Here is a 15934-nt window from a genome sequence, read left to right on the forward strand (position 1 = left end):
TGCCTGGGGATGGCATCCGCTCGATAGTCGTTGGGCCCAACGGGTTGTGGACGCGGCCGGGATCGAACCCGGCGACCTCGTCCTCGACGTCGGGGCCGGGCTCGGTGCGCTGACCGCACCGCTGGTCCGGGCCGGCGCCCGGGTCATCGCGGTCGAACTCCATCCGGTACGAGCCGATCGGCTGCGCCGGCGGTTCGCGGACGCGCCGGTCACGGTCGTCCGGGCCGATGCCGGTGACCTCCGGTTGCCGTCGCGGCCGTTCCGGGTGGTGTCGAGCCCGCCGTACAACATCTCCACCGTGCTGCTGAAGCGCTTGCTGGCGCCGGGCTCCCGCCTGGTGTCGGCGGACCTGGTGCTCCAGCGACAGGTGGCGAACCGGTGGGTCCGAGGCGACGCCCCCGGCGCGAACCGCTGGTTCCGCTACTACAACCCGTCCCTAGGCCTACGCCTGCCGCGCAAAGCGTTCACCCCACCACCCCACGTCGATTCCGCAGTCCTCCTACTACGCAAACGCTAGAAAGACCCCCACCGGTTCAGTTCCGGTGGGGGTCTTTGCTGTTGGCAACTGTTAGCCGTGCCAGGATGTCCAGAGGGCGGCGTAGGAACCCTTGCGGGCTACCAGGTCGTCGTGGCTGCCCAGTTCGGAGATGCGGCCGTCTTCTACTACCGCGACGCGGTCTGCGTCGTGGGCGGTGTAGAGGCGGTGGGCGATGGCGATGACTGTCCTGCCTTCCAGGACCGCCGCCAGCGAGCGCTCCATGTGGCGCGCGGCGCGTGGGTCGATCAACGAGGTCGCCTCGTCGAGGACCAGCGTGTGCGGGTCAGCCAGCACCAGCCGCGCCAGCGCCAGTTGCTGCGCCTGCGCCGGCGTCAACGACAGCTGCCCGGAACCTACCCGGGTGTCCAGCCCGTCCGGCAAACCCTCGGCCCACTCCCGCGCGTCCACCGCACCGAGCGCGTCCAGCAGCTCCGCATCGGTCGCCGACGGGCGCGCCATCGACAGGTTGTCCCGCAGCGTCCCGACGAACACGTGGTGCTCCTGCGTCACCAGCGCCACCCGCTTGCGCAGCTCGTCGAGCGGCAGCTCGGTCATCCCCACCCCGCCGACCGTGACGGACCCGGTCCGTGGCGGATGGATCCCCGCGACCAACCTGCCCAACGTCGACTTCCCGGCACCGGACGGACCCACCATCGCGATCCGCTCACCCGGCTGAATCGTCAGATCCACCCCGTGCAGCACATCCCGACCCTCGACGTACGAGAACCGCACGTCGCGCGCCTCGACCAGCTCGCCCGCCGGCTGCTGGCCGGACGGCGTCCGGTCGTCGGGTACGTCGCTGATCCCGAGCAGCCGGGCGAACGCGGCCCCGCCGGACTGCAGCTCATCCAGCCACGACAGCAACCGGTCAACGGGATCGATCAACTGGTTCACGTACAACACCGCAGCAGTCACAGCACCCAACGAGACGTGCCCGTTGATGTGCAGCCAGCCGCCGAACAGCAGCGTCCCCACGACCGGCACCAGATACCCGAGCTCGGCGGCCGGGAAGTACACCGTGCGCAGGAACAGCGTGTACCGCTCCGCGTCGTACGACCCGCGGATGTCCGCGTCGCCGCGCCGTACGCGGTCGTCGTACCGCCGGAGGGCCTCGACCGTCCGCGCGCCTTCGACCGTCTCGGCGAGCGAGCTGGTCATCTGCGCGTACGCCGCGTTCTCCCGGAGGTACCCGTCCTTGGCGCGCCGCAGGTACCACTTCGTGCTCAGCCACAGCAGCGGGACCATCGCGGCCAGCGGCACCAGCACCCAGACGCCCACCAGCGCCGTCGCGACCACGGTGAACACCACGGTCACGAACGCGATGATCGTCTCGGGTACGGCGAACCGCACGGTCCGGGACAGCGTGTCGACGTCCCGCGACGTCCGCGACAGCAGGTCACCCGTGCCGGCCCGCTCGACCGTGCCGATCGGCAGCGCCAGCGCGTTGTCGACGAACTCCTCGCGCAGCTCGGCCAGCACCTGCTCGCCGAGCGCGAAGGAGCGGTACCGCGCCCAGCGGGTGAGCAGCGACTGCGCCACGATGAACCCGGCGATCACGATGATCACCAGGTTCACCTTGGCGGCGGTCGTACCGTGCTGGACGTCCTCGACCAGGTCACCGATCAGCCGCGGCGCCGCGAGCCCTGACACCGCGGCCAGCCCGTGCAGCAGCAGGGCGATCAGCAGCGCGCGCGGGTGCCGCCGCGCCAGCCGCCGGGCGTGCTGCCGGATCTCGGCCGGCCCGGCCACCGGCAGGATCTGCCTCATCGGAGCACCCCCTCGTCCTCGGTCTCCCTGGTCACGGTCCGTCGGTACTGCGGTGTGGCGTCGAGCAGCTCGCGGTGTTTGCCGACGGCAACGACTCGCCCGGCGGCGACGAAGATCACCTCGTCGACCCGGTCGAGCAGCAGCGGGCTGGCGGTCAGGACCACGGTGCTGCGGCCGGCCCGGTGCTCGTGCAGCCGGTCCGCGATCCGCGCCTCGGTGTGCGCGTCGACAGCGGACGTCGGCTCGACCAGCACCAGCACGGACGGGTCGGCGAGCAGCGCCCGGACCAGCACAAGCCGCTGCCGTTGTCCGCCGGAGAACGAGCGGCCCTTCTCCTCCACCTCGGAGTCGAGCCCGTCCGGCAGCGCAACCAGCACGTCCTCGGCCGACGCCGTACGCATCGCCGCCATCAGCTCGTCGTCCGTACGGCGACCCGACGGGTCCAGCTCGGCACGCAACACTCCGGTGAACAGCTGGGAGCCGGTGTCGCTGACCAGGATCCGCTCGCGGACGTCTGCCCTGGTCGCGCTTGCCAGCGTGACACCGCCGTACCTGACCTCGCTGGTCTCGTCGTACCGCCCGAGGCGGTCCGCGAGCGGGCCGTAGCTGTCCGGCTCCGCGGCGACGATGGCGGTGAGCAGCCCGTCGCGGGCACGGATGCCCGAGACCGGGTCGACCAGGTCGCCGTGGTCCGGCAGCCGCACCGGCGTCTCCGGCTCGACGATGTCCGGCTCGAGCTTCAGCACCCGGATCACGCGGCCGGCCGCGACGAGTCCGCGCATCAACTGGTTCGCGAACTCGGTCGCCGTCCGCAGCGGCAGCACCAGGAACGTCGCATACCCGTAGAAGGCCACCAGCGAGCCGGCGCTCAGGTCGCCGCGCAGTGCGAAGTGCGCGCCGAGCCCGACCACCAGCACCACGAAGATGCCCGGCAGCAGCACCTGCGCGGCGTCCAGCACGGACTGGATGCCGGCCACCCGCACGCCGGCCTTCCGCACCTGCTGCGACTCGCTGCGGTAGCGTCGCGAGAACGACTCCTCGCCGCCGATCCCGCGCAGCACCCGCAGCCCGGCGACGATGTCCGAACCCAGCGAGTTCAGGTCGCCGACGGCGTCGCGCTGCGCGGACTGCCGCTTGTGCAGCGGCCGCAGCATCGGGCCCAGGCAGAACAGCATCAGCGGTACGCCGATCAGCACCACGAGGCCGAGCACCGTCGACGAGGACAGCAGGATCGCCGCGACCACCACGAACGCGACGATCGCCCCGGCGAACCGGGCCGAGATCTCCATCAGGTTCCCGATGTAGGACAGGTCGCCGGCGCCGATGCTGACCACCTCGCCGGTGGCCAGCTGCTTCGGCAGCGTCGCGCCGAGGTCGGCCGACTTCCGCGTCACCACCTGGACCGTCCGGTACGCCGCGGTCAGCCAGTTGGTGACCGCGAACCGGTGCCGCATGATCCCGGCCGTCGCCTGCAGCACGCCGACCGCGAACAACAGCGCGGTCCACTGCAGCAGCCGCTCGCCGTCCTTTGCCGCGATGCCCTCGTCGATCGCCCGGCCGAGGATCGCCGGGATGAACGCCTGCGACGCCATCCACAGGATGCCGAAGGCCATCCCGCCGGCGAGCGTGCGGGCCTGACCGCCCGCGACCCACCACAGGTAGCGGGCCGGCGAGCGATGGTTCGGGACGCCGGGATCGGCGAGCGGCAGTTGTCTCATGGCCCCTTCAGGCTAGGTGTCGCCGCCGACAGTTGGCATGCGAATTAATCGCACCTGCGACGCCCGGAAGTACCCGCCTACGGGCGGTGACGGTGACGGTCGGTAGAGCTTCACCTTGCGTTGGGCAACGGGTTCCCGCCGGGCCATGTGCGGCCCCTGTCCTGGAACCATGTTGGTGATCGCGCATCGGGGAGCGAGTGGCTACCGCCCGGAACACACGTCCGCCGCCTACCGGCTGGCCGCGCAGCAGGGCGCCGACTACCTGGAACCGGACCTGGTCGCCACCCTCGACGGCGTCCTGGTCTGCCGGCACGAGAACGAGATCTCCGGGACGACGGACGTCGCGGAGCACCCGGTCTTCGCCGACCGCAGGATCACCAAGATCGTCGACGGCACCGCGGTCACCGGCTGGTTCGTGGAGGACTTCACGTACGCCGAGCTGCGGACGCTGCGGGCCCGCGAGCGGATGCCCGCGCTCCGGGCGGGCAACACGGCGTACGACGGGCTGGAGGAGATCCCGACCTTCGACGACGTGGTCGCGCTGGCGCGCCGGGAGTCGGCCCGCCTCGGGCGCCCGATCGGGGTGATCCCGGAGATCAAGCACCCGACGTACTTCCGGAGGCTCGGGCTGCCGCTCGAGGAGCTGCTCACCGAGCGGATCCTGGCGCTCGGGCTGCGTCCGGACGAGATCATGGTGCAGTCGTTCGAGCCGACCAGCCTGCGACGGCTGTCGGTGATGACGCGGGTGCCGCTGGTGCAGCTCATCGACGCCGAGAGCGCGCCGAACGACTTCCTGCGGACCGGTGACGGCCGGTCGTACGCCGACCTCGTCGAGCCGCGGGGACTCCGGGAGATCGCGACGTATGCCCAGGTGCTGGCGCCGCACAAGGACCTGGTCGTGCCGCGGACCGCGGACGGCTGTCTCGGGGAGCCGACCCAGCTGGTCGACCACGCACACCGCGCCGGCCTCGGCGTCCAGGTGTGGACGTTCCGCGCGGAGCGCCGCTTCCTGCCGACAGCGACCGACTTCCGCACCGAACTGACCCGCTTCGCCGCCCTGGGTCTCCAGGCCATCTTCGCCGACCACCCCGACCAGGCGGTCTCCGCCCTCCGCGCACCTGCGGTCAACGTCTAGCGCCGGAGCGTGCGGCCCTGAAACGTCCGGCAGCGGGGCGACCGCTGCCCGCGGTCACCCCGCCTGGGGTGCTGCGCCGCCGAGGGGCGCAGTCGAGCTCACGCCGCCGGGGGCTTGTTGTTGGTGTCGTCGTAGATGCGGGACGCGATGTCCTGCTCGGTGGTGTCCTGGGTCTGGTTCTGGTTGACCGACTGCTGGACGTTCTGCCAGACCGCCTTGCCGTCGGACTCGGGGATCACGATCCAGGCGACCGCGTAGCCGAGCATCGCGGCGCCGCCGGTGATCAGGGTGAGGCCGACCCAGCCGAGGCGGACCAGGGTCACGTCGATGTTCAGGTACTCGGCGATGCCGCCGGAGACACCGGAGAGCATCCGCTGGTTCTTCGAACGACGGAGGACCTTGCCGGAGAGGTTCTGGAACGGTGCGTTGGAGTTCGTCATGGCTCCACTGTCCCGTTTCCGCGGCCCGCGGCACATCCGGATCGGTACCGACCGACCCCTGAGCGACCCCTGACGACTTTCGTGGGTGCCCGCGGGCAGCGAGACTGGAACCGTCGACAACTGCGAGGAACGCGATGACCGAACCGAAGCTCCTCGACCGCTCCGGCACGCCCCGACGCCGGCTCCGCGACGGGCTGGCGTCCGCCGCCGCGGTGGCCACCGTGGTCACCGTCATCGGCGTCACCAACCTGCTCAGCTCGAACGGCTCCGGCACGCCGATCCCGCGGCCCGATCCGGTGCCGGAGCCGGTCGCGCTGCGGATGGTCGGCTACGGGCACGCCGCGATCGCCGTGCCCAAGGTCTGGGGGCGGAACATCAGCCGCTGCGGCGTCCCGCGCCGGGACACCGTCCTGATCGACGACCCGAGCGCGGCCGGGGACTGCGACCTGCCGCGGCCGCCGGACGTCGACAGCGTCGAGCTGGGTACGGCTCCACCGAGCGGTTTCCGCGTCGACGAGACGTTCACGATCAACGGCGTACGGGCCGAGCGCAGCCGGACGAGCTGCTCGAACGACGACGTGTGCTGGGGCGCCGTGGGCCTGCCGTCGCTGAAGGTCTGGTTCCGCGCGTCGTCGTCCACGAGTGCCGCCGAGGTGGACCAGATCCTCGCCCGGATCCAGGTGCTGCCCGACCTGGTCGGCGTGCCCAGTACGCGGTCGCTGGACGCCGCCCGGGACGGTACGGCGTACGCGAAGCACCTGCAGGAACTGGGCCTCAGGGCCGCGTTCCGCAGCCGTACGTCGGTCGTCTACCAGCCGGGCCGCGTCGTCAACGTCAGCCCGCCCGCCGGCACCATCCTGAAACCGGGCGAGACGGTGACGCTGACTGTGATCAAGTAGCGCTTCGGGGAACCTCGGTCGCCCGCCAGGCTGTCTGTACGGGTGAGGAGGGATATGGACGAGTTCACTGAGTACGTGACCGCGCGCTGGCCGACGCTGGTCCGTTCCGCGGTACTGCTGGGTTGTACGCCGTCCGAGGCCGAGGACCTCGTCCAGTCCGTGCTGGAACGCTGCCTGCTGAAGTGGAACCGGGTGCGGGCCGCGGAGGACCGGGACGCGTACGTGCACCGCGTACTGGTCAACTGCTTCCGCTCCTCCCGCAGGCGCCGCTGGCACGGTGAGCTGCCGTCCGCCTCCCTCCCGGAGGGCGTCGGCGGCGACCCGACGGACGCTGTCGACGACACCGACGCCGTCAGACGCGCACTCGACCGGCTGCCGGGGGACCAACGCACAGCCGTCGTACTGCGGTACTACGCGCACCTGAGCGAGCAGCAGATGGCGTCCGTGCTCGGCGTCGCCCCGGGCACGGTCAAGAGCCGCCTGTCCCGCGCGGTGAAGGCCCTCGCGCAGGACCCACACCTGGCAGAACTGCGAGAACCCCGATGATCGAGACCAAGCTGACCGAGCTCCTGGAACAGACCGCCGACGAGACCCCTGTCGGCCCACCCCCGCTGTCCGCCGTCCGAGCGGGCGCGGCACGCCGCCGCCGACGCCGTACTGCGGGATTCACCGCGCTCAGTGTGGTGACTGTCGGGGCCGTGATCGCCGGCACGAACCTGCTGACCTCACCCACTACACCTGTCAGCACACCCGCGCCGGCAACAACCCCGGTGTCACCACCCGCGATGCGGCTGGTCGGCTTCGGGCACGCCGCCATCGCGATCCCGGCGAGCTGGCCGACCAACAAGAGCCAGTGCGGCACACCGCAGCAGGACACCGTGCAGATCGACGACCCGAGCGCGGCGCTGTTCTGCATGAGCTATCGCCCGAAGGGCGTCGAAAGTGTGCAGCTGACCGGTGTGCCGTCCATCGAGTTCCGCGCCGACGAGACGGTCGTCATCGACGGGGAGCCGGCTCAGCGCCAGCGTACGAACTGCCTGGCTGGCTGGCAGGGGACCCGAGTGTGCATCGGCGCGGTGGGCATCCCGTCGCTCAAGGTGTGGTTCTACGCCGAGTCCTCGACGAGCGCCGAGGAGGTCGACCGGATCCTCGACCGGGTCCAGATCGTGCGGGATCGTGCCGGCGTCCCCAGCTACCACTCGGTGCGCGGCTCGTCCCTCGGGTCGATCGCACGCAACTACGAGCCGTTGCTGAAGGCCGCGGGACTGAAGGTGCAATACAAGCAGGTGAAGTCGCCCAGTTACGCGGACGGCACCATCCTCGGTGTCGCACCCGCTGTCGGCACGATGTTGCCGGTCGGGGCGACGGTAACGGTGACGGTGGCGGTCTGACGAAACTGTCGGTGGGAGTGCCTAGCGTGCTGGGTATGGATGCGCAGGCGGTGATGAAGGTGATGGCGGGGCTGCCGGAGGCCGAGGAGCACGAGGGGTGGGCGGGCCAGCCGGTGTTCAAGGTGCGGAACAAGAGCTTCGCGTACCTGTCCGAGGACCAGAGCCGGATGCATCTCAAGGCGCTTCGCGAGGAGCAGGAGGCGCTCGTCGCGGAGAACCCGGACGTCTACACGCCCTCCTGGGACGGCGGCCGCTTCGCCTGGGTGCTGATCCAGCTGGACCAGGCCGACGAGGAGGAGCTCGGCGAACTCATCACGGAGGCCTACCGCCTCACTGCCCCGAAGTACCTGATCGCCCAGCTAGACAGCTGAGCGGACCAGGACCCAGCGCGGGTTGGTGCGGCTGACCTCGGTGAAGCCGGCGGCCAGGTAGACGGACAGGGGTCCCCGGTAGAGGTCGGCCGCCGGGACCCGGCCCTCGGCCGCGGTGTCGACGGCGCAGGCCTCGACCGCGGTGGCGCCGTGCGAACGGGCCAGCTCGACCGCGCCCTGCACCAGTTCCCCGGCGATGCCCTGGCGGCGGTGGCCGACCGGTACGACGAAGCAGGTGATCACCCAGGCGTCCGGCTCGTCCGTGCGCCAGTTGGGCGAGGCGACGACCCGCGGGTACGACGCCCGCGGTCCGACGGCGCACCACCCGACCGGCGTGTTCCCGTCGTACGCCAGGACGCCCGGCGGGACATCGCCGCCGCGGACCTGGTCGCGCAGGCCCTCGCGGTTGTCCTCCGGGCAGCTGCCGGACCACGCCTTGCCGCGGAGCCGGAAGTACTGGCAGAAGCAGCGCGACGGGTCGCCGCGCTCGCCCATCACGGTTTCGACATCGGGCCAGCGGTCCGGGCCGGCCGGGCGCAGGTTCACCATGGGCCCACGGTAGCCGGGGCCTGGCTTGCACTCGCTTGGGTCGAGTGCTAATACTTGGTTAGCACTCCACGGGTGAGAGTGATAAGTGTTCGCGCCCGCCGGAGTGTGCAAGAAGACGGCCTCGATGAGGTGGCCGGAGCGCGGCGGGACATGAGCGTCGCGGTGCGGCGCCGTCCGTCGCGGGCATCGAGCCGGCTGAACCACAAAGACTCGACGCGGGAGGACTCGCGGAGAATGCCCAAGCTGATTGCTTTCGATGAAGAGGCGCGCCGCGGCCTCGAGCGGGGAATGAACACCCTCGCCGACGCCGTGAAGGTGACGCTCGGCCCGAAGGGCCGCAACGTCGTGCTGGAGAAGAAGTGGGGCGCCCCCACGATCACCAACGACGGTGTCTCCATCGCCAAGGAGATCGAGCTCGAGGACCCGTACGAGAAGATCGGGGCCGAGCTCGTCAAGGAAGTTGCCAAGAAGACCGACGACGTCGCGGGTGACGGCACCACCACCGCCACCGTGCTCGCCCAGGCCCTCGTCCGCGAGGGGCTGCGCAACGTCGCCGCCGGCGCGAACCCGATGGGCCTGAAGAAGGGCATCGAGAAGGCCACCGAGGCCGTCAGCGAGCAGCTGCTGTCGCTGGCCAAGGACGTCGAGACCCGGGAGCAGATCGCGTCGACGGCGTCGATCTCCGCCGCGGACACCCAGGTCGGCCAGATCATCGCCGAGGCGATGGACAAGGTCGGCAAGGAAGGCGTCATCACCGTCGAGGAGAGCAACACCTTCGGCCTCGAGCTCGAGCTCACCGAGGGTATGCGCTTCGACAAGGGCTACATCTCGCCGTACTTCGTGACCGACACCGACCGGATGGAGGCCGTCCTCGACGACCCGTACATCCTGGTCGTGAACAGCAAGATCGGCAGCATCAAGGACCTGGTCCCGGTGCTGGAGAAGGTCATGCAGACCGGTAAGCCGCTGGCGATCATCGCCGAGGACGTCGAGGGCGAGGCGCTGGCCACCCTGGTCGTCAACAAGATCAAGGGCACCTTCAAGGCCGTCGCCGTCAAGGCGCCGGGCTTCGGTGACCGCCGCAAGGCCATGCTGGTCGACATCGCCGTCCTCACCGGCGGCGAGGTGATCTCCGAGGAGGTCGGCCTCAAGCTCGACACCGTCGACCTGGAGCTGCTCGGCCAGGCCCGCAAGATCGTCGTCACCAAGGACGAGACGACCATCGTCGAGGGCTCGGGCGACGCCGACCAGATCACCGGCCGGGTGAACCAGATCCGCGCCGAGATCGAGAAGTCGGACTCCGACTACGACCGCGAGAAGCTGCAGGAGCGGCTGGCCAAGCTGGCCGGCGGCGTTGCGGTGATCAAGGTCGGCGCGGCCACCGAGGTCGAGCTGAAGGAGCGCAAGCACCGCATCGAGGACGCCGTTCGCAACGCGAAGGCGGCCGTCGAGGAGGGCATCGTCGCCGGTGGTGGCGTCGCGCTGCTGCAGGCGTCCGTGGTGGCGTTCGAGAAGCTGGAGCTCGAGGGTGACGAGGCGACCGGTGCGGAGATCGTGCGCAAGGCCGTCGAGGCCCCGCTGAAGCAGATCGCCGTGAACGCCGGCCTCGAGGGCGGCGTCGTGGTGGAGAAGGTCCGCAACCTCGAGCCGGGTCACGGTCTGAACGCCGCGACCGGTGAGTACGTCGACCTGATCGCCACCGGCATCATCGACCCGGCCAAGGTGACCCGGTCCGCGCTGCAGAACGCGGCGTCGATCGCGGCCCTGTTCCTCACCACCGAGGCCGTCATCGCCGACAAGCCGGAGAAGGCCGCGGCCGCTCCGGGCGGCGCCCCCGACATGGGCGGCATGGACTTCTGATCCAGTAGTCCGACACGCAGTACCCCCAAGAGGTCCCGGGCTCATGCTCGGGACCTCTTGTCGTGCTGGGCTCAGGTGCCGGTGATGAGGTGGTGGGCCAGGGCGGGGGAGAAGGTTCTGGTGGGGAGGGTGGGGGTGAGGCCGCAGGGGCCGTCGGATTCGCCGGGGGTGCGGAGCCAGAGGTGGAGGTCCACGGGTGACTGGGCCTTGGCGGGTGAGGTGCCGAGTTTGCGCGCGGGTGGGTTGCAGGAGCTGCCGTCGGAGCCGTTGCCGTTGCGGCTGGTGTCGACGACGTAGTGCGCGCCGCCGCCGAGCGCCCGCAGGATCTCGGTGCCACGCGCCACCGACTGCTCGGTGGTGAAGTAGTTCGCCGTGTTCAGCGCGAACCCGCGGACCTTGCCGACGTCCGCGAGCCGCAGCCGCCGCGCGATCTCCTTCGCATCGCCCGACGTCACGGTGCCGGCGTCGAGGTACACCCAGGTGTTCGGGTTCTTCGCCGCGAACACCGCGACGGCGTACTTCAGCAGCGCGATCCGCGCGTCCCACTCGGCCGCCGGGTAGCAGTCGAGCCGCGCGAGCGCGTCCGGCTCCAGCACCAGGACCGCGGGCCGCGCCCCGATCCCGGCCGACACCCCGCCGATCCACGCCCGGTACGCCGCATCCGACGCGGCGCCCCCGCCGATCCCGCACTGCCTCCCCGGCAGGTTGTCCGTCACCAGCACGGGCAGCTTGTCCGCCTTGTCCGCGGCCGTCGTGTACGCCGTGACGCCCGCCTGCACGTCCCCGCTCCAGGACCCGAACCAGCGCGCCGACGGCTGCCCCGCGATCTTCGTCGCGATCGCAGTGTCCTCGGGATGCCGCCGTACGTAGGCCGCCGCGGCCGAGTCCGGGTCGACGTACAGCCCGCTGGTCAGCTGCAGCGGATCACCGGTCGCCGCGGCCAGCCCGGCTTCGGGCCGGCCGACGACGAGCAGGGCGGACAGCAACAGGCCGGCGGCCAGCGGACGCAGAGTCGGCATCGCGACGATCCTCCTGATCACTCAACGTGCCGACGACACTACTCTTCGACGCTCAGCTGTTCTCGTCGACCTCGCAGAACGAGCTGTAGTGGTCGCTGGTGTAGTAGACGTGGTCGGGCTCGGTCTCCGGCCCGCCGCCGACCAGCCGGCGCGCGCCGCGGTCGGGGGAGCCGGGCGTGATCACCGTGTACTCGTGGTAGTAGCCGGAGGACTCGTCGGGCAGGATGCCCTCGCGGTTCTGGAAGACGGTGCCGTCCTGTTCGTACGGGAACGGCCCGCCGGAGTGGATCAGGTCGAGGGTGTCGCCGGCCTCGGCGGGCAGCGAGCTGAGGGCGCAGGTCTCGATCGCGTCCGGCGCGGCCACGGTCTGCGGCACGGCGTACGACGAGATCGAATGGGTCGGGGCGGTCGGGGCGGCGGACGCCGTGGAACCGAGGGCGGCGGTGGTCGCCAGGGTCACGGCAGCGATGAGGGTTCTCATGACCGGGACGCTTCCCCGTCGCGGCGGCGCCGGTACATCCCAGCTGTGAATAACGAGTGGACTATGACCCCTGCCCGGCCCTAGAGTCTGGCGCGGCGAGAGACGCCCGAGTGGAAGGAGCGACCGATGAACACACTGACTTGTTTCCCGGCGCGTCCCGCCCGCTCGCACAGCTCGCACTGAGCGGAGCAGCGCGCCTCCTTCTGGAGGATCTGTGACCATCCGCACCACCGTCGAGGCCGACCTCGACACCGTTCTCGCTCTGATCGAGCAGAAGTCCGTCAACACCGTCACCGTCGAGCGCTACCGCGAGTATGTTGCCCGCGGCTACTACAAGCACGACTGGACCTGGGTCGCCGAGGAGAACGGCGCGATCCAGGCCCTGGCGATCTGGTGGGGCGTCCCGGGCGAGACCCACCCGTACAGCATCGACGGCCTGTACTTCGCCGGCGACGGCGACCCGGTCCCGGTCTGGACCGAGCTGCTGAAGCACGCCGTCGCGTCCCGCCCGGCCGATGCCGAGCCGCCGGAGTACCACTTCTTCTTGGACAGCGACTGGCAGGACAAGCCGGAAGTCGTCGCCGCGCTCGAGCCGCGGGTGCAGGCCGCCGCGGCGGTCGGGATGACCGCGCTCACCGACCGGCTGCGGTACGAGTGGAAGCCGTCGTACGGGCTGCCGGAGCGCTCCACCCGGCTGCGTTTCGAGCCGGCCGACGACGAGGCGTTCGTCGACGTGTTCGTGCGGGTCAGCCAGGGCAGCCTGGACGCCGCGACCGCGCGGGAGGTCGCGCGGCTCGGGGTCGAGGGCGCGGCCCGCGAGGAGCTGGCGATGTACAAGTCGATGCCGGGCGACCGCGACCTGTGGCGGCTCGCGTACGACGGCAGCAGTGGTGAACTGGTCGGTTTCGCGATTCCGTCGGCGAACGCGAGCGGCCCTGTCGTCGGTTATCTCGGCGTCCTGCCGGAGCACCGCGGGCACGGGCTGAGCGACGACCTGCTGGCCGAGATCACCCACCTGCTCGCCGAGACCGGTGCCGAGCACATCCGGGCCGACACCGACTTCGGCAACGTGCCGATGGCGAAGAGTTTCGAGCGTCAGGGGTACCGCAACTTCGCGGTCCGCCGGGTGCTGTCGTTCCCGGAGAACTGACCGGAACTCACTGCTGCCGAGGTGCAGACGCGTCCTCGCTCGCTCCCTATGCTCCCTGACATGTCAGAAGGCTCCGGGCGAGCGAGGAGCGGGGGCGATGCGTGACATCGCGGTGATCCTGCACGTGGCCGCGGGCGTGCTCGCGGTCCTGTTCGGCCCGTTGGCGATCGTGCGCACGCTGCGCCGCCGCAGGCTGAACTGGGCCGGCGAGTGCTACCACTGGACGGTCGCGCTGGTCTGCCTGACCGCGCTGGTGATGATCCCGTACGACTGGGCGCGGCTCTGGTACTTCGTGCCGATCACGGTCGCGTCGTACCTGTTCGTGTACCTCGGCCAGCGCGCGGCCGAGGCGCCCGGCGGGCTCTGGTACCGCGGGGTGCTGCGCGGGTACGGCGGCGGGTGGATCGCGTTGTGGACGGCGATCGCGATCGTCAGCCTGCCGGAACGCCCGTGGACGTGGGCGATCCCGATCGTGGCCGGGTCGGCCGTGATCGAGTGGCTGTGCTTCAACCCGTCGCCGGGCTGGACCCGTGAGGCCCAGCCCGGCGGCAGCTCCTAGGCCGGTCCTAGGCAGGCAGGTCCTAGGCCTGGCCGGCGAGTTCCTCGGGGGTCGCCTTGCGGACGACCAGGCGGGTCCAGGCGCCGACGTAGATCCGGTCGTCGGGCTGCAGCTCCTGGCGCTGGCCGGGGATGATCGGGGTTTCCGGGAGCGGGCCGGCGGCGGGGGCGACGTACGTGCCGTTGGAGGACTGCAGGTCCTCGACCCACCAGCGCTGGCCGTCGGTGGTCAGCTGGGCCTGGCGGCGGCTGACGCCGGTGTCGTCGCCGCAGTCGACCTCCGGGGAGATGCCGCGGCTGCGGGACGGGCGGCCGATCAGCACACTCTTCTCGGTCAGCGGGATCACCGCGGGCAGGCCGGGAGAGGGGCACGGGTCGTCGCTCTGCTGTACGGCGTACCAGTCCGGGTCGACCCAGCGCTCCACCACCCACTCGGCGGTCGCGGCCGGCGCCGGCGGGGTGCTGGGTGCCGGGATGCCGGTCAGGTCGAGCGGGGCCGCCGGGCGCGGCATGGTCCCGGTGGTGAAGTCGTACCCGCAGTTCTCACAGAACAACGCGTCCGCCGCGGCAGGCTCCGAGCAGTTGGGACACGCCTGCCCGGACGGCGCGGGAGCCGAGGGGGCATCCGGTACGACGACAGGAGCTCCACTGGTACCTGCGTCCGGTGCCGCGGCGGCCGGCGCCGGGGTCGCGGCGGGGATGGGGACGCCGCAGACGTCGCAGTAGTCGGTGGACGTGGAGGGGTGTCCGCTGGGACAGTTCACGGTCATTTCCGTACCCGGGTGGTCTTGGTGGAGGCGGTGTCGAGGGCCATCTCGTCGGCCTTCTCGACCGCGCGCTTGAGCCGCACCGTACCCGTTTCCTGGTCGTCGATGTCCACGACCTTGCGCAGCCGGGTGGTCGCCTCCTCGTTCCCGGTCTGCGCCGCGAGCTGCACCGCGCGCCCGAGCTTGGTGGTCGCGGTGGCCGTGTCACCGGCCGCCTTCGCCGCCAGGCCGTCCTGGATCGCCTGCGCCAGCTCGGTCTGCCCGGTGTAGTGCGCGACCTCCGGGTTGATCCGGGTGGTGAGCGCCTCGTCGGCCGACCACAGTGCCTTCACCAGTCCTTGCGCGACCGTGTCGTCGCCCAGCACCAGCTGGACCCGCGCTGCGAGCTGCTCCTGACCCACGGCCTTTGCCGCCAGCCGGACCGCGACGTGGTAGTCGCGGGACTCGTCGCCCCAGGAACCGGTCGGGTAGGACCCGGTCAGCGGGTTGACCGCCGTACGACGGGACGTCAGGTCCTCGACCGTCGGCGCGACCTGCCGGACGAACAGCACCTCCGCGCCCTGCGGCGCCCACACCCGCAGGTCGGCCTGCGCCACACCGCGGCTCATCGCGTTCTGGATCAGCTTCTCGAACTCGGCGGCCAGCTGGTCCGGCGCCGGGATGATGTCGACGGTGCCGAGCAGCGCCTGCGCGATCCGCCGTACCTCGTCGACCTGCCAGGCCACGCCGACGCCGCGGGTGTCGCACTGGAACTGGCCGGTGACCGACTCGATCGCCTGGGTCAGCGCCTCGGGGGTCTCGTGCTGGTTCTCGCCGTCGGTGAGCAGGATCGCGTGCTTCTGGGTCAGCGACGGCACGGTCGCGAACACCCGCCCGGCCAGCCGCAGCCAGGTGCCCATCGCGGTACCGCCGTCGGCGTAGAACCGGGACACGGCGTCCTTCGCGGCCTGCCGGGTGTACGGGTCCATCCTGACCATCACCGGTTCCGCGGACGGCGGGAACGCCAGCTGCGCGCGGTCGTTGCCGGAGATCACCGCGAACCAGACGCCGTCGAGGATCTGGTCGAGCGCGGTCTGCGCGGCGTACGCGGCGGCCTGGACGCCGTCGCGGCCCATCGAGCCGGAGGTGTCGACGATGATGATCTCGCCCGCGTCGCCGCTGCCGGACTGACCCGCGGCGCCGGCACCGGTGCAGGTCACCGTGACGATGGCGTGCACGTCGGTCCCGCCGTCGGGCAGGAACTCGTTCTGGTAAACGGTGGCGGTGAAGTCGGCCATCTCGGGTCCCTCTC

General features: G+C 70.9%; 18 protein-coding genes. 10 read left to right on the forward strand and 8 right to left on the reverse strand.

What is annotated here, in order from left to right:
• Nucleotides 1-46: 46 nt before the first annotated feature.
• Entirely contained in the window at nucleotides 47-517 is a 471-nt protein-coding gene (locus tag ABN611_RS18070) for an rRNA adenine N(6)-methyltransferase family protein (protein ID WP_350281038.1), read from the forward strand.
• A 51-nt stretch (nucleotides 518-568) separates the two neighbouring features.
• Here ABN611_RS18070 and ABN611_RS18075 read toward each other — a convergent pair whose 3' ends face one another.
• Nucleotides 569-2305: an ABC transporter ATP-binding protein gene (locus ABN611_RS18075; protein ID WP_350281039.1), complete on the reverse strand. Its 1737-nt coding sequence runs from the start codon at nucleotides 2303-2305 to the stop codon at nucleotides 569-571.
• Complete coding sequence (locus ABN611_RS18080; protein WP_350281040.1) at nucleotides 2302-4023, reverse strand: ABC transporter ATP-binding protein; 1722 nt, start codon at nucleotides 4021-4023, stop codon at nucleotides 2302-2304. Before ABN611_RS18080 ends, ABN611_RS18075 begins: the two co-directional genes overlap by 4 nt.
• Nucleotides 4024-4192: 169 nt before the next feature.
• On the opposite strand from ABN611_RS18080, the gene ABN611_RS18085 reads away from it, so the two are divergent.
• On the forward strand, nucleotides 4193-5158 hold the full coding sequence (locus ABN611_RS18085) for a glycerophosphodiester phosphodiesterase (protein WP_350281041.1): 966 nt from the start codon (nucleotides 4193-4195) through the stop codon (nucleotides 5156-5158).
• Nucleotides 5159-5256: 98 nt separating this feature from the next.
• Here ABN611_RS18085 and ABN611_RS18090 read toward each other — a convergent pair whose 3' ends face one another.
• The gene (locus tag ABN611_RS18090; protein ID WP_350281042.1) at nucleotides 5257-5598 is read right to left on the reverse strand and encodes a PspC domain-containing protein; all 342 of its coding nucleotides are present in this window, start codon (nucleotides 5596-5598) and stop codon (nucleotides 5257-5259) included.
• A gap of 134 nt (nucleotides 5599-5732) precedes the next feature.
• On the opposite strand from ABN611_RS18090, the gene ABN611_RS18095 reads away from it, so the two are divergent.
• Genes ABN611_RS18095 through ABN611_RS18110 form a run of 4 tightly spaced genes read left to right on the forward strand, consistent with a single transcriptional unit; the run spans nucleotide 5733 to nucleotide 8259 of the window.
• The gene (locus ABN611_RS18095) at nucleotides 5733-6497 is read left to right on the forward strand and encodes a PASTA domain-containing protein (RefSeq protein WP_350281043.1); all 765 of its coding nucleotides are present in this window, start codon (nucleotides 5733-5735) and stop codon (nucleotides 6495-6497) included.
• Nucleotides 6498-6551: 54 nt separating this feature from the next.
• Nucleotides 6552-7043 (forward strand): SigE family RNA polymerase sigma factor, encoded by a 492-nt coding sequence (locus ABN611_RS18100; RefSeq protein ID WP_350281044.1) that lies wholly within the window; start codon nucleotides 6552-6554, stop codon nucleotides 7041-7043.
• Nucleotides 7040-7888: a PASTA domain-containing protein gene (locus ABN611_RS18105; RefSeq protein WP_350281045.1), complete on the forward strand. Its 849-nt coding sequence runs from the start codon at nucleotides 7040-7042 to the stop codon at nucleotides 7886-7888. The genes ABN611_RS18100 and ABN611_RS18105 overlap by 4 nt, the downstream gene beginning before the upstream one ends.
• Nucleotides 7889-7923: 35 nt before the next feature.
• On the forward strand, nucleotides 7924-8259 hold the full coding sequence (locus ABN611_RS18110) for an MmcQ/YjbR family DNA-binding protein (protein ID WP_350281046.1): 336 nt from the start codon (nucleotides 7924-7926) through the stop codon (nucleotides 8257-8259).
• On the opposite strand, the gene ABN611_RS18115 is transcribed toward ABN611_RS18110, so the two are convergent.
• The gene (locus ABN611_RS18115; protein ID WP_350281047.1) at nucleotides 8248-8808 is read right to left on the reverse strand and encodes a GNAT family N-acetyltransferase; all 561 of its coding nucleotides are present in this window, start codon (nucleotides 8806-8808) and stop codon (nucleotides 8248-8250) included. The two genes, ABN611_RS18110 and ABN611_RS18115, sit on opposite strands and share 12 nt — an antisense overlap.
• A gap of 234 nt (nucleotides 8809-9042) precedes the next feature.
• Here ABN611_RS18115 and groL point away from each other — a divergent pair, with 234 nt between their 5' ends.
• On the forward strand, nucleotides 9043-10668 hold the full coding sequence (groL, locus tag ABN611_RS18120) for a chaperonin GroEL (RefSeq protein ID WP_350281048.1): 1626 nt from the start codon (nucleotides 9043-9045) through the stop codon (nucleotides 10666-10668).
• A gap of 71 nt (nucleotides 10669-10739) precedes the next feature.
• Here the strand turns inward: groL and ABN611_RS18125 are convergent, their stop codons facing one another.
• Together ABN611_RS18125 and ABN611_RS18130 are read right to left on the reverse strand one after the other, a co-directional pair.
• Nucleotides 10740-11687: a glycoside hydrolase family 6 protein gene (locus ABN611_RS18125; protein WP_350281049.1), complete on the reverse strand. Its 948-nt coding sequence runs from the start codon at nucleotides 11685-11687 to the stop codon at nucleotides 10740-10742.
• Between the two features lie 52 nt (nucleotides 11688-11739).
• Nucleotides 11740-12168, reverse strand: a complete 429-nt coding sequence (locus tag ABN611_RS18130; RefSeq protein WP_350281050.1) for a ribonuclease domain-containing protein — start codon at nucleotides 12166-12168, stop codon at nucleotides 11740-11742.
• A 214-nt stretch (nucleotides 12169-12382) separates the two neighbouring features.
• Here ABN611_RS18130 and ABN611_RS18135 point away from each other — a divergent pair, with 214 nt between their 5' ends.
• Together ABN611_RS18135 and ABN611_RS18140 are read left to right on the forward strand one after the other, a co-directional pair.
• Nucleotides 12383-13318 carry a GNAT family N-acetyltransferase gene (locus ABN611_RS18135; protein ID WP_350281051.1) on the forward strand — a complete coding sequence of 312 codons (936 nt, stop codon included), beginning with the start codon at nucleotides 12383-12385 and terminating at the stop codon, nucleotides 13316-13318.
• Between the two features lie 97 nt (nucleotides 13319-13415).
• A complete protein-coding gene (locus tag ABN611_RS18140; RefSeq protein ID WP_350281052.1) occupies nucleotides 13416-13877 on the forward strand; it encodes a hypothetical protein in 462 nt (153 codons plus the stop codon).
• A 22-nt stretch (nucleotides 13878-13899) separates the two neighbouring features.
• Here the strand turns inward: ABN611_RS18140 and ABN611_RS18145 are convergent, their stop codons facing one another.
• The gene (locus ABN611_RS18145; RefSeq protein ID WP_350281053.1) at nucleotides 13900-14388 is read right to left on the reverse strand and encodes an FHA domain-containing protein; all 489 of its coding nucleotides are present in this window, start codon (nucleotides 14386-14388) and stop codon (nucleotides 13900-13902) included.
• 10 nt (nucleotides 14389-14398) lie between these two features.
• On the opposite strand from ABN611_RS18145, the gene ABN611_RS18150 reads away from it, so the two are divergent.
• Nucleotides 14399-14602, forward strand: a complete 204-nt coding sequence (locus ABN611_RS18150) for a hypothetical protein (RefSeq protein ID WP_350281054.1) — start codon at nucleotides 14399-14401, stop codon at nucleotides 14600-14602.
• A gap of 40 nt (nucleotides 14603-14642) precedes the next feature.
• Here the strand turns inward: ABN611_RS18150 and ABN611_RS18155 are convergent, their stop codons facing one another.
• Nucleotides 14643-15920, reverse strand: a complete 1278-nt coding sequence (locus tag ABN611_RS18155) for a VWA domain-containing protein (RefSeq protein WP_350281055.1) — start codon at nucleotides 15918-15920, stop codon at nucleotides 14643-14645.
• Nucleotides 15921-15934 lie beyond the last annotated feature (14 nt).

This window comes from Kribbella sp. HUAS MG21, from assembly GCF_040254265.1.
In the GTDB taxonomy this organism is placed as follows: Bacteria; Actinomycetota; Actinomycetes; order Propionibacteriales; family Kribbellaceae; genus Kribbella.

Coding starts and splice junctions, on each gene's coding strand:
- ABN611_RS18085 (WP_350281041.1), top strand. CDS start 4,193: ATGTTGGTGATCGCGCATCGGGGAGCGAGTGGCTACCGCCCGGAACAC.
- ABN611_RS18115 (WP_350281047.1), bottom strand. CDS start 8,808: ATGGTGAACCTGCGCCCGGCCGGCCCGGACCGCTGGCCCGATGTCGAA.
- ABN611_RS18130 (WP_350281050.1), bottom strand. CDS start 12,168: ATGAGAACCCTCATCGCTGCCGTGACCCTGGCGACCACCGCCGCCCTC.
- ABN611_RS18125 (WP_350281049.1), bottom strand. CDS start 11,687: ATGCCGACTCTGCGTCCGCTGGCCGCCGGCCTGTTGCTGTCCGCCCTG.
- ABN611_RS18110 (WP_350281046.1), top strand. CDS start 7,924: ATGGATGCGCAGGCGGTGATGAAGGTGATGGCGGGGCTGCCGGAGGCC.
- ABN611_RS18140 (WP_350281052.1), top strand. CDS start 13,416: ATGCGTGACATCGCGGTGATCCTGCACGTGGCCGCGGGCGTGCTCGCG.
- ABN611_RS18075 (WP_350281039.1), bottom strand. CDS start 2,305: ATGAGGCAGATCCTGCCGGTGGCCGGGCCGGCCGAGATCCGGCAGCAC.
- ABN611_RS18105 (WP_350281045.1), top strand. CDS start 7,040: ATGATCGAGACCAAGCTGACCGAGCTCCTGGAACAGACCGCCGACGAG.
- ABN611_RS18100 (WP_350281044.1), top strand. CDS start 6,552: ATGGACGAGTTCACTGAGTACGTGACCGCGCGCTGGCCGACGCTGGTC.
- ABN611_RS18080 (WP_350281040.1), bottom strand. CDS start 4,023: ATGAGACAACTGCCGCTCGCCGATCCCGGCGTCCCGAACCATCGCTCG.
- ABN611_RS18145 (WP_350281053.1), bottom strand. CDS start 14,388: ATGCCGCGCCCGGCGGCCCCGCTCGACCTGACCGGCATCCCGGCACCC.
- ABN611_RS18155 (WP_350281055.1), bottom strand. CDS start 15,920: ATGGCCGACTTCACCGCCACCGTTTACCAGAACGAGTTCCTGCCCGAC.
- ABN611_RS18090 (WP_350281042.1), bottom strand. CDS start 5,598: ATGACGAACTCCAACGCACCGTTCCAGAACCTCTCCGGCAAGGTCCTC.
- ABN611_RS18095 (WP_350281043.1), top strand. CDS start 5,733: ATGACCGAACCGAAGCTCCTCGACCGCTCCGGCACGCCCCGACGCCGG.
- groL (WP_350281048.1), top strand. CDS start 9,043: ATGCCCAAGCTGATTGCTTTCGATGAAGAGGCGCGCCGCGGCCTCGAG.